We start from the raw sequence: 12173 nt of genomic DNA on the forward strand, positions 1-12173 counted from the left end.
AGGAGGCCCCGCGTGAGCTTCAACCTGCAACAGCTGGAAATGTTCAATGCCATTGTCTCGGCCGGCAGCCTGGGGCGCGCGGCGGCGCTGCTCAACCTGACCCAGCCGGCCCTGAGCCGCGCCATCAAGCGGCTGGAAGAATCGGTGGGCGGGACCTTGTTCGAACGCCACACCAAGGGCATGCACCTGACCGTGCTGGGCCAGGCGCTGCTGCCCCATGCCATGTCGCTGCAGCGCGAGGCCCAGCAGGCGCGCGAGGAGCTCGATGCCATCCGCGGCCTGGCCAAGGGCGTCATCAAGGTCGGGGCGGTGGGCAGCATCGCCAGCCTGGTCTTGCCGCTGGCGGTGCGCGGTGTGCTGGACAAGTGGCCCAACCTGCGGGTGGAGATCATCGAAGGCGTATGGGACCGGCTGGTCGAGGGCTTGCTCACGCACGAGATCGACCTGGCCCTGAGCACCTCGGGAGGGCAGACCGAGGGGGTCGCGGCCATTGCCGATTGCTGCTGGACCGACCTGAGCTACGTGGTCGCCGCGCCCGATCACCCCTTGCGTCAGCAAGGGCGCATTGCGCTGGAGCAGACCCTGGGACAACGCTGGGCGCTCACGCCCAAAGGCACCGGCCCCTATCTGCACGTCCAGGAAACCTTCGCCCGGCATGGCCTGCCGATGCCGGAGATCGCCGTCGAGTCGCGGTCGGTCACGGTCCTCAAGAGCCTGGTGGCGCGCTGTGGCTTCATCGGCTGGATGTCCGGGCCGATGTTCGATACCGAGCGCCAGGCCGGCGTCATCGCCGCACTGGAGGTGGCCGGCCTGGATGCGCCGCGCACCCTGACCGCCTTCCGCCGCCGCCAGGGCATCCTGCCGGCGCCGGCCGCCCGCCTGCTGGACGAGCTGCGTCATCTGACCGGCTCCCTGGCGCCGACGCAGCGGGCGGGCGCGGCATCGCCGTCTGCCGCTGCCATGGCTCCCATCTTCCCGTGAGGCCGCCGAGCAACGCCACTTGACTTCGCCAGGAGTGATCAATATGATGCGCATACATCGATGTATATGCATACTTAATTGACAGTCTGCCTGAAGGGCAAGACTCCACCGGGAAGCCCCATGAGCAAGGACATCTGCACCTGCGCCCCCCTGCGCCGCCTCACGCGCCGCATCACCGTTCTTTACGACCATCACCTGCAGGATTGCGAACTGAGCATTACCCAGTATTCGCTGATCAGCCGCATCGGTCGCAAGGGACCCATCGCCAACATCACCCTGGCGCAGGACATGGGCATGGACCGCAGCACCCTGAGCCGGGCCTTGAAGCCGCTCATGGCGGCCGGCTGGATAGAGACCGTGGACCTGCCCGCAGACGCCCAGCTGGACAAGCGTTCCTTTGCGCTGCAACTGAGCCGGGACGGCCGCGCCAAGCTGGAACAGGCGCGGCCGTACTGGCGGCGCGCCCAGGATGAGATCGACCGCCTGCTGGGCCCCGACCTGGCGCGCAATTTCAACGATCTGATCGAAGACGCCTACACCCGCCTGCAAGAAGAAGCCTGATCTCCACCCGGCCTTGCGCTGCTGCACCCACACCTCCACTGGACTGCCATGACCAAGTTCACCCAATCGCTCGCCAACGCCGTCACGCCCCGCTTCCACTATGCCTGGGTGGTGGTGGGCGTGATCTTCCTCGTGCTGCTGTGTTCGGCCGGCATCCGCGCCACGCCCTCGGTGATGATCCTGCCGCTGGAACAGGAATTCGGCTGGAACCGTTCCACCATCTCGGTGGTGATCTCGGTCAACATCGCCCTGTATGGCCTGATCGGTCCCTTCTCGGCGGCGGCCATGCAGCGTTTCGGCATCCGCCGCGTGGTGCTGGCGGCCCTGGTGCTGCTGGCCAGCGGCACGGCGCTGTCGACCCTCATGCACATGCCCTGGCACATGCTGCTGTCGTGGGGCTTGCTGGTGGGGGCGGGCACCGGCGTGGCCGCCAATACCCTGGGCGCGACCATCGTCAGCCGCTGGTTCGAGACCCGGCGCGGCCTGGCCATGGGCTTGCTCACGGCCAGCGCGGCCACCGGCCAGATGGTGTTCCTGCCGCTGATGGCGGCCATGGTCGGCAGCTATGGCTGGCGCTCGGTCGCCTTCCTGGTGTCGGCGGTGGCGCTGCTGGCCATCCCGCTGGTGTGGCTGCTGCTGCCGGAAAGCCCGGCGGCGATCGGCCAGAAGATGCTGGGCCAGACCAGTGACACCAAGGAGGAGGGCCTGTCCCGCCGCAATCCACTCTTCATCGCCCTGGACGCGCTGCGCACCTCGGTGCGCATGCCGGATTTCTGGCTGCTCTTTGCCAGTTTCTTCGTCTGCGGCCTGTCCACCAATGGCTATATCGGCACGCAGTTCATCGCCATGTGCAATGACTACGGCATCAACGAAGTCAGCAGCGCTTCCATCCTGGCCGCCATGGGCATGCTGGACCTGGTCGGCACCACGCTCTCGGGCTGGCTCTCGGACCGCTACAACCCGCGCGTGCTGCTGTTCTGGTATTACGGCCTGCGCGGCCTGGCGCTGATCTTCCTGCCCTATGCCTTCGGCCTGCAGTACTACGGGCTGACCATCTTCGCCATCTTCTATGGCCTGGACTGGATCGCCACCGTGCCGCCCACCGTGCGCCTGGCCAATGATGTCTTCGGTCGCCTGGCGGCCCCCATCGTGTTCGGCTGGATCGTTGCCGGCCACCAACTCGGTGCGGCCACCGCCACCACGCTGGCCGGCTACCTGCGCGCCTCGCTGGGCAACTACACCTTGTCGTCCATCCTGATGGGGGCGGCTTGCCTGGTCGGGGCGGTGTTGGTCTTGCGCATCAAGGGCAAGGCGGGCGGGGCGGTGGCGGCTGTGGCCTGATAGTGGTCTGATAGCCGCCTGATTGCGGCCTGGCTATGGCCTCTGGATGACGCCATTTCTCCTGCGGGGGAAATGGCGTTTTTTCATTCAGCCTGTCCCTTGGGGAAATCGCCCGCGTCATGTCCGCCGTGCGACAATGCCTACGGGGGCATTCATTCGTACTCGATTTTCCGATCGCCAGAACATGAACAAGAACAATCTTGCGCACAGCGCCTTGCTGATCTCGATGATGTGGCTGCTGCATCCCGGCGCCCAGGCGCAAGAGGCGGCGATGCCACCGGTAGAGATTCGCCAGCCGCTGGTGATGCCCACGACGGCGGCGGCCCGGCCCAGTTATCTGGCGCGCATCCAGCGCCGTTACGACCAGGGCAACCAGCCCATCGGCGAATTGCAGAACGGCCTGTTCTGCAGCCGCAAGAGCGATATCTACTGGACTGCCAAGGGTAGTGAAGCGTTGTTGCCGACCGGGGTGATGCTGGCGCGTTTCCGTAGCGAACTGCAAAAGCATGGCTATCCCCTTCCCGGACCGAAAGAGGCGCCGCTGTTCCAGGAAAAACCGGATGACGCCACGCCCAGCCAGGCGGAGCAGGCGTTGCAGGTGGGCGTGATCGTGGCGCAGGTGCTGACCAATCTCTGTCTCAAGGGCAATGCTTCCTGGACCGGCGAGGCCTATCTCAGGCTGGAATGGCAGGTGTTCGCGCCGGATCAGCGCAAGGTTATTTTCAAGACCGTCAGCGAAGGCCTGTTCCAGTCGCGCCAGGCCAGCCTGGAAGGGGCGGCGCCGCCCATCGTGGCCGAAGCCTTCAGCGTGGGCGTGCGCAATTTGCTGGCCGATCCTGCCTTTGCGCTGGCCTTGCAGACCCCTTACGACAGGGCGGCGGCGGCCGCCAATGCCAGTATCCTGCCACCCTCCCAGCCTTCCCAACCCGCCGCTCCGGGCACGGGTACGGGCGGTGCGGCCAACAAGCCCGCCCCGGGACCGGCGGTGAGCATCGACAATCTCCCTGCGGCCCAGCCGGGCGGCGAGATGTCCAAGGTGATCGGCCAACTGCGCCAGGGGGTGGTGACGGTCTTGACCGAGGGCCGCTCCGGCACCGGCTTCTACATCGGCCAGAGCGGCTGGCTGCTCAGCAACCAGCATGTGGTGGGCACGGCCCGCTCGGTGCGGGTGCGGCTGCCGGGCGGTCGCGAGTTGCCGGCCGAGGTGTTGCGGGTGGATGCGGCGCGCGACGTGGCCCTGCTCAAGACCGAACCGCCCGGCGTGCGTCCGCTGCCCTTGCGCCTGGACGAGCCGGGGCTGGGCGAAGATGTCTATGCATTGGGCTCGCCGCTGGGCGATACCTTCAATACCACGCTGACCCGCGGCATCCTCAGTGGCGTGCGCCTGCTCAATGGTCAGGAATTCCTGCAAAGCGACGTCGCCATCCTGCCCGGCAGCAGCGGCGGCCCCTTGCTGGACCGCTCCGGCCAGGTGGTGGGCATCACCGTGGCCGGCCTGGGGGCGCGTGGCATGGCGGGCATGAACTTCTTCATTCCGCTGGCCAGCGCGGTGGAGCGTCTCAATCTCCAGTTGCAGCAACGTCCGCCCAAGCGCTGATCCGGGCTTGTGCAGCCCGCTTGGCAGCGCCGCGCCGTGGTAACGCTACCAGCCGCGATGCTAGAATGCGGCCATGTCCGAGAACCGCCTCTCTTCCTCCGAATTCCCCGTCGCCTCCCATCAGGATGGCGATGCCGCCAGCCCGCGCCGTCGCGGCAGCCGCAAGAGCGCCGGTGGCGTGACGCTGCGCGATGTCGCCCAGCTGGCGGGCGTGGCGCCGATCACGGCCTCGCGGGCGCTCAATACGCCTTCGGCGGTGTCGCCCAAGGTCTTGCAGAAGGTGCGCGAGGCGGTGGAGAAGACCGGTTACGTGCCCAATCTGCTGGCCGGTGGACTGGCCTCCAACAAGAGCCGGCTGGTGGCGGTGGTGGTGCCGACCGTGATCGGGCCGGTGTTCCAGGAAATCGTCCACACCCTCACCGAAACGCTCGCTGCGGCGGGCTACCAGGTCATGCTGGGCCAGAGCGGCTATGAGAATTCGCGCGAGGATGCGCTGCTGGAAGCCATCATTGGCCGTCGTCCCGATGGCGTGGTGCTGACCGGCATCATGCGCTCGGCCGAGGCGCGCAAGCGCTTGCTGGCCAGCGGCATCCCGGTGGTGGAGACCTGGGATCTGACGCCCACGCCCATCGACATGCTGGTGGGCTTTTCGCACGAGGCCATCGGCCGCGAGGTGGCGCGCTACCTGCATCAGCGCGGACGCAAGAAAGTTGCCGTGGTGGGTGGGCGCGACGAGCGCAGCCAGCGGCGCATGAATGCGTTTGCGCAGGAGTGCGTGGCGCTGGGCATGCAGGAGGGCAGGGCGCCGTTGCCCATGCATCATGTGACCGCGCCGACCACGCTGGGCCAGGGCCGCCAGGGACTGGCCGAGCTGCTGCAGGCGCAGCCCGACCTGGACGCCATCTTCTGCAGCTCCGACCTGCTGGCGCTGGGCGTGATGATCGAGGCGCAAAGCCGTGGCATCGCCATTCCTGAGCAACTGGCCGTGGTCGGTTTCGGCGACCTCGAATTCTCTCGCGACCTGCAGCCGCGCCTGACTACGGTGCGCATCGACGGCACCGGCATCGGCCAGCGCGCCGCTCGTTTCATCATCGACCGCGCCGCCGGTATCGAGGTGGCTGAACGGGTGGTCGACGTCGGTTTCTCCATCATTGCTCGCGACAGCGCCTGATTCCTTGCCTCTTTTACCGGGCTCTTTTGGCGGCCTCTTGGGGCGCAACATTGCTGAAAAGCCATTTCAGAAAGACTGATTGACATCACAAATTGGTACCGCTACCATTTGCTGAAATTAGTTTGGTACCGCTACCAATTGGGTGGTCCGTACCTTCGACGATTCCGTGTTTGCCGATCCATCGGCGTGAGAGAGCAGAGCCATGAGCCAGAGCGCAGCCATCCCCCATACCGTCCAGCCCGTCCAGGGCGCTCCCCGCGTGACCGAGATGCGCGTCATTCCGGTGGCAGGTCATGACAGCATGTTGCTGAACCTGTCGGGTGCGCACGGTCCCTATTTCACCCGCAACCTGGTCATCCTCACCGACAGCGCCGGCAACACCGGCGTGGGCGAGGTGCCGGGCGGCGAGGGCATCCGCCAGACGCTGGAGGATGCGCGCACCCTGGTGGTGGGCCAGTCCATCGGCAATGTGCAGGGCATCCTCAACCGTGCCCGCACGGCCTTTGCCGACCGTGATACGGGCGGGCGCGGCCTGCAGACCTTCGACCTGCGCATCGCCATCCATGCCGTGACCGCGCTGGAGGCGGCGCTGCTGGATCTGCTGGGCAAGTTCCTGGACGTGCCCGTGGCGGCCTTGCTGGGCGAGGGCCAGCAGCGCGATGAGGTGGAGATGCTGGGCTATCTCTTCTATGTGGCCGATCGCAACAAGACCGATCTGCCTTACCTGGCGGCGCCGGATGCGCAGGATGACTGGACGCGCCTGCGCCATGAGGCGGCCCTTACGCCCGAGGCCGTGGTGCGCCTGGCTGAAGCGGCCTATGCGCGCTATGGCTTCAATGACTTCAAGCTCAAGGGCGGCGTCATGCGTGGCGAGGAAGAGATCGCTGCCGTGACCGCCCTGGCCGAGCGTTTCCCCAAGGCGCGCATCACGCTCGATCCGAATGGCGGTTGGTTGCTCAAGGATGCGATCCGCCTGTGCCGCGACCAGCATGATGTGCTGGCCTATGCCGAAGATCCTTGCGGCGCGGAAGATGGCTACTCGGGCCGCGAAGTGATGGCCGAGTTCCGCCGCGCCACGGGCCTGCAGACTGCTACCAACATGGTAGCGACCGACTGGCGCCAGATGGGCCATGCGATCTCGCTGCAATCGGTGGACATCCCGCTGGCCGATCCGCACTTCTGGACCATGCAGGGCTCGGTGCGTGTTGCGCAGATGTGCCATGAGTGGGGCCTGACCTGGGGTTCGCATTCGAACAACCACTTCGATATCTCGCTGGCCATGTTCACGCATGTGGCAGCGGCCGCACCCGGCAAGATCACCGCCATCGATACTCACTGGATCTGGCAGGACGGCCAGCGTCTGACGCGTGAACCATTGCAGATCGTCGGCGGCAAGGTCAAGGTGCCGGCCAAGCCGGGCCTCGGTGTGGAGCTGGACATGGAGCAAGTCGAGGCAGCGCACCAGACCTATCGCAACATGGGCCTGGGCGCGCGCGATGACGCGGTGGCCATGCAGTATCTGATCCCGGGCTGGAAGTTCGATCCGAAGAAACCCTGCCTGGTCCGCTGAGGACGGGCGCTCGACGCTCCAGCAAGGCCGCCACAAGAGCGCGCTGACGCGCCGGTGGCCTGGCATGTAGTTCATCAACCGGCAGTAGCAGTACGGGCTCAACAGAGGAGACAACCCGTGAATCCTTCCCAGTCATCCACCCCGGCAGGCCTGGCGCTCACCTCGGCGGTCAGCAAGATCAAGTGGCGCATCCTGCCGCTGTTCGTGGCGATGTTCATCATCAATTACATCGACCGCGTCAACATCGGTTTCGTGCGCAGCCATCTGTCCACCGACCTGGGCATTGGCGCCGCCGCCTTTGGCCTGGGCGCGGGGCTGTTCTTCGTGGGCTATGCCATTTTCGAAGTCCCCTCCAACATGCTCTTGCAGCGCTATGGCGCGCGCGCCTGGCTGACCCGCATCATGTTCACCTGGGGCCTGGTGGCGGCCTGCATGGCCTTCGTGCAGAGCGAAACCAGCTTCTATTTCATGCGTTTCCTGCTGGGCGTGGCCGAGGCAGGATTCTTCCCCGGCGTGGTGTACTACTTCACGCAGTGGCTGCCCAATCATGAGCGTGGCCGGGCGATGGCGGTGTTCCTGTCGGGCTCGGCGATCGCTTCCATCCTGTCCGGTCCGATCACGGGGGCGCTCTTGCTCATCGAAGGCGGCGGGCTGCATGGCTGGCAATGGATGTTCATCATCGAAGGCGGGGCGTCGATGGTGTTCTGCGTGGTGGTATGGCTGGTGCTGGACTCCACTCCGCGTGAGGCCAAGTGGCTCTCGCAGGAGCAACGCGAGGCGCTGGCCGCCGTCATTGCCGCTGAACAGGAGCAGCGCGCGGCCAGTCGTCCGGCCCATGTCTCTGCCTTGTCGCTGCTGCGCGATCCGCAGATCGTGCTGTTCTGCTTTATCTATTTCGCCATCCAGTTGACCATCTACGGCGCCACCTTCTGGCTGCCGACCATCATCAAGAAGATGGGGCATTTCAATGATTTCCAGGTGGGGCTGTTCAACTCCATCCCGTGGATCGTGGCCATTGCGGCGATGTACCTGTTCGCCGTGCTGGCGGCGCGCTACAAGAAGCCGCAGTTCTGGGTCGCCACCACGCTGGTGATCTCGGCGGTGGGCATGGCCATTTCGGCGGTGGCCGGCCCGGTGATCGGTTTCGTCGCGGTGTGTTTCGCCGGCATTGGCTTCAAGGCGGCTTCGTCGCTGTTCTGGCCGATTCCGCAAGCCTATCTCGATGCCCGCATCGCGGCGGCGGTGCTGGCGCTGATCAATTCGCTGGGCAACCTGGGCGGCTTCTTTGCTCCCGCCACCTTCGGCTACCTGGAGCAGAAGACCGGTTCCATCCAGGGTGGCCTGTTCGCCTTGTCAGGAGCCTCTCTGCTGGCGGCGGTGCTGGTCTTCCTGGCGCGCACCCGGCCCGCCGCGCCGGATGGCGGCGGCCCGGCTGAGGCGGCGGTCAAGCACGCTGCCTGAAGCGGCGTTACGGTTTTCTCCGAGGTTTTCCTCGTTTGCGCCCTGTGCGCCGGACCTGTGCCGGCGAGCAGGGCGCTTTTTCATGCCCGGCCCGATGCAAGCGGGCGCGCTGCGGCGCACCTATAATGGCAGTCTGCAATCCGCCATCGCGGCGGAACATCAAGGCCGCCTGCCATGGAAACCCTTTATCACCTGATCGAGCAGTATGGTCTGCTCATCGTCTTCGTCAATGTTCTGGTGGAGCAGCTCGGTGCGCCTGTGCCGGCCTATCCGACCCTGATCCTGACCGGTGCGCTCTCGGCGTCGGGGCGCTACTCGCCGGCGGTGCTGTTGCTGGTGGCGGTGTGCGCGGCCCTGCTGGCCGACTATGTCTGGTACCTCGCGGGCCGGCGCTATGGCCGCCAGATCATGTCGCGGCTGTGCCGTATCTCGCTCTCGCCGGACTCCTGCGTGCGCCAGACCGAATCGATCTACCTGCGCTGGGGTGCGCGTTCGCTCTTGCTGGCCAAGTTCATTCCCGGCTTTGCTTCCATTGCCAGTGCGCTGTCGGGCACCATGGGCACGCGCCGTCGCAGCTTCCTGCTGTGGGACGCCGCCGGCAGCGCCTTGTGGGCCGGGCTGGGCATCTTCCTCGGTTCACTGTTCAGTTCGGCCGTGGATGACCTGCTCAATGTGCTGGCCGAACTCGGCCATTACGGCATGCTGATGATCGCGGTGGCGCTGGCCGCTTTCGTGGCCAACAAGTGGTGGCAGCGCCGGCGTTTCCGCAAGTCGCTGGAGATGGCGCGCATTTCGGTCGATGAGCTCAACACCATGCTCGAAGAGGGCAACGCCCCCACCATCATCGATGTGCGTTCGCCGCTGTCGCAGCAGGATGGGCGTATTCCGGGCGCCGTCACCATCTCCAACCAGGAGATCCAGACCTTCGTCTTCGATGGCCCCGTCGAGGGCGAGGTGGTGGTCTATTGCGCCTGTCCCAACGAGGCCTCGGCGGCCCTGGTGGCGCGCCAGCTGATGCGGCGCGGCTATACCCGTGTGCGTCCGCTGACCGGCGGCATCGATGCCTGGCGCGCGGCGGGTTACGCCATCGATGTCTGAATGGCGGTGCCTTGGCGGATGGTCTTGGTGACCGGGGTCTTTTCGCAGATCTCGGCCAGGCGGGTCAGTTGTTCCGGGGACAGTGCATTGCCGAAGCTGATCTTGCGGGTGATGGTTTCCAGGCCGCTGTCATCGCGGCCGAAGTGGGCGTCCACCGAGATGCTGCCCAGGTCCCAGCCCTTGCGGTCGGCGTACATGCGCAGGGTCAGCGAGGTGCAGGAGGCCAGCGCAGCCAGCAGCAGCTCATAGGGCGCGGGACCGGTGTCCTTGCCGCCATTGCTTTCGGGTTCGTCGGACTTGAGCTGGTGGATGCGCGCCTGGATGTCCTGGGCGTAGCCGGCGGCGTTGTGCAGGGTGACGTGGGCCATGAGGGTCTCCGTGGGGCAAGTGGTCGATGTGATCGGAGATTGTGTCACAAGGCTCACACCAGCGTGCGCACCGAATTGGAAATCGCGCGAGCACATTCCAGCACCAGCGGTCCCAGTTTCTTGTCGGCCTCTTCCACGCTCCAGCGGCTGGTCGGCGCCACCACATGTACCGATGCCACCGGCTTGCGCTCGCTGTTGAATACTGGTGAGGCGATGGTCATGTCACCCAGGAACAGCTCTTCCCGGTTGCTGGCAAAGCCGCGCTCGCGGCTGGCGGCAAGAAGTTGCATGATGTCTTCCACATCGGTGCGGGTATGGGGCGTGTGCACCGTGCGTTCGCTGGACTCCAGGATGGCCTGCGCTTCCTCCGGTTCCAGCGCGCTCAGGTAGGCGCGGCCCGAGGCGGTGCAGTACATGGGGATGCGGCTGCCGATGGGCATGTGGATGGGAATGAACTTGCTGGCGACGAAGCGCGCCACGTAGACCATCTCACCGTCGTAGGGCTCGGTCAGGTTGACCGTCTCGCCGGTGATGTTGGCCAGTTCCGACAGGAAGGGATTGGCCACATCCACCAGGATATCGGCGGCCAGATAGTTGTAACCCACTTCCATCACCTTGGGCGTGAGCTGGTAGCGCCGCGTTTTGGCGTGCTTGCAGATGTATCCCAGCGTCTCCAGCGTATGCACCATCCGTTGCGCCGAGCTCTTGGAGATGCCGGTCGCGCTGGCCACGTCGCCCAGTGTCATGGTGCGATGCTGCGCATTGAACGCGCGCAGCACGGCCAGGCCCTTTTCCAGCGATTGATTGAATAAGAGATCCGATGCGGTGTCGTCGGGCTCGTTCATGCGGGCTCCTGGAGGAGTGGGAAAGAATGGCCAATTCTACGGTAATTCACTGCATTCGTATCGAATATCGATTCATAAATATCTGTTAACGATTCGAGTAAACCAAATATACTTATTTCAACACCTCATTTTGATATCCAAGATCTGCATCCAGGCCATACCGGGCAGTCCGATGCGAAGGAGCTTGCCTGAGGTGTTGCAACATCCGGTTCCGTCAGGGCCGTCGCAGTCCATGCTTGTTCAGCAGGTCCACGCACCGCCGAGGGAGCGCCAGCACCGTCGCGCGGACTTCCAGTCGTCCATCCTGATCGCGCCTGGCCGCGATCTTGCGCCAAAGGGGAGTCGTATGAAGCCATTCCATTGCCTGTTCAAACATCTGGTGGGCAGCGTCGCGCTGGCTGCCGCGGTGGCCACCCTGGGTAGCGCGCCCGCGATGGCGCAGGCTAGCTACAACGTGGGCGCCACTTCCACGGGGGTGCCGTTCACCTTCCTCGATATCAAGACCAACAAGCTGCAGGGCATGATGGTCGACACCGTCACCGCCGTGGGCAACAAGGCCGGTTTCTCGGTCAATATCCAGCAGACGCCCTTTGCCGCGCTGATCCCCTCGCTGACCGGCAACAAGATCGACATCATCGCAGCTGCCATGTTGAAGACCGAGGCGCGCGCGCAGATCGTGGACTTCAGCGATCCGGTGTATTCCTATGGCGAGGGCTTGTTCGTCAATGCCCAGGATGCCAAGAGCTACAAGAACCTCGATGACCTCAAGGGAGAGATCGTTGGCGCCCAGGTCGGCACTGTCTTCGTGGACGCGCTGAACAAGAAGGGCGGTTTCAAGGAAGTGAAGACCTACGATTCGGTGGCCGACATGATGCGCGACGTCGCCCTGGGCCGGATCAAGGCCGGTTTCGGCGATCGCCCCATCGTGGCCTACCAGCTTGCGCAGGGCGCCAATCCGCAGGTGCGCCTGGTCAAGGAATATCAGCCTACGCTCATGGGCGATGTCTGTCTGGTCATCCGCAAGGGCGATCCGAAGTTGATGGAACGGCTCAACAAGGCGATTGCCGAGCTCAAGGCTGATGGCACGCTGGCGCGCATCGTGGAGCAGTGGAAGCTGAACTGATCCGCTCCTCGTCGTCGCCTTCCCCGTTATCGGCACAGGCAGGGACGTCACCTGCGG

Annotated in this window: 11 protein-coding genes; 9 read left to right on the forward strand and 2 right to left on the reverse strand. The window is 65.0% G+C overall.

The window, feature by feature from the left end; translation table 11 throughout:
* The first annotated feature begins 12 nt into the window (after positions 1–12).
* The 8 genes from BGK68_RS11870 (at position 13) to BGK68_RS11905 (ending at position 9780) form a co-directional block, all read left to right on the forward strand.
* Positions 13–981 (forward strand): LysR family transcriptional regulator, encoded by a 969-nt coding sequence (locus tag BGK68_RS11870; protein ID WP_075257273.1) that lies wholly within the window; start codon positions 13–15, stop codon positions 979–981.
* A 120-nt stretch (positions 982–1101) separates the two neighbouring features.
* Positions 1102–1542 (forward strand): MarR family winged helix-turn-helix transcriptional regulator, encoded by a 441-nt coding sequence (locus tag BGK68_RS11875; RefSeq protein ID WP_075257274.1) that lies wholly within the window; start codon positions 1102–1104, stop codon positions 1540–1542.
* 48 nt (positions 1543–1590) lie between these two features.
* Positions 1591–2883, forward strand: a complete 1293-nt coding sequence (locus BGK68_RS11880; RefSeq protein WP_075257275.1) for an MFS transporter — start codon at positions 1591–1593, stop codon at positions 2881–2883.
* Positions 2884–3067: 184 nt separating this feature from the next.
* On the forward strand, positions 3068–4480 hold the full coding sequence (locus BGK68_RS11885; protein WP_233149298.1) for a S1C family serine protease: 1413 nt from the start codon (positions 3068–3070) through the stop codon (positions 4478–4480).
* Between the two features lie 73 nt (positions 4481–4553).
* Positions 4554–5651, forward strand: a complete 1098-nt coding sequence (locus BGK68_RS11890) for a LacI family DNA-binding transcriptional regulator (RefSeq protein ID WP_075257277.1) — start codon at positions 4554–4556, stop codon at positions 5649–5651.
* A 202-nt stretch (positions 5652–5853) separates the two neighbouring features.
* A complete protein-coding gene (gene gudD, locus BGK68_RS11895; protein ID WP_075257278.1) occupies positions 5854–7221 on the forward strand; it encodes a glucarate dehydratase in 1368 nt (455 codons plus the stop codon).
* Between the two features lie 117 nt (positions 7222–7338).
* Positions 7339–8682: an MFS transporter gene (locus BGK68_RS11900; RefSeq protein WP_075257279.1), complete on the forward strand. Its 1344-nt coding sequence runs from the start codon at positions 7339–7341 to the stop codon at positions 8680–8682.
* A 174-nt stretch (positions 8683–8856) separates the two neighbouring features.
* On the forward strand, positions 8857–9780 hold the full coding sequence (locus BGK68_RS11905; protein ID WP_075257280.1) for a DedA family protein/thiosulfate sulfurtransferase GlpE: 924 nt from the start codon (positions 8857–8859) through the stop codon (positions 9778–9780).
* On the opposite strand, the gene BGK68_RS11910 is transcribed toward BGK68_RS11905, so the two are convergent.
* Complete coding sequence (locus BGK68_RS11910; RefSeq protein ID WP_075257281.1) at positions 9762–10148, reverse strand: OsmC family protein; 387 nt, start codon at positions 10146–10148, stop codon at positions 9762–9764. The two genes, BGK68_RS11905 and BGK68_RS11910, sit on opposite strands and share 19 nt — an antisense overlap.
* A gap of 53 nt (positions 10149–10201) precedes the next feature.
* Complete coding sequence (locus BGK68_RS11915; RefSeq protein ID WP_075257282.1) at positions 10202–10993, reverse strand: IclR family transcriptional regulator; 792 nt, start codon at positions 10991–10993, stop codon at positions 10202–10204.
* A 346-nt stretch (positions 10994–11339) separates the two neighbouring features.
* Between BGK68_RS11915 and BGK68_RS11920 the strand changes: the two genes are divergently transcribed.
* Entirely contained in the window at positions 11340–12116 is a 777-nt protein-coding gene (locus BGK68_RS11920) for an ABC transporter substrate-binding protein (RefSeq protein ID WP_075257283.1), read from the forward strand.
* Positions 12117–12173: the final 57 nt, after the last annotated feature.

Source organism: Herbaspirillum camelliae (assembly GCF_001929405.1).
GTDB classification, from domain to species: Bacteria; Pseudomonadota; Gammaproteobacteria; order Burkholderiales; family Burkholderiaceae_D; genus Herbaspirillum; species Herbaspirillum seropedicae.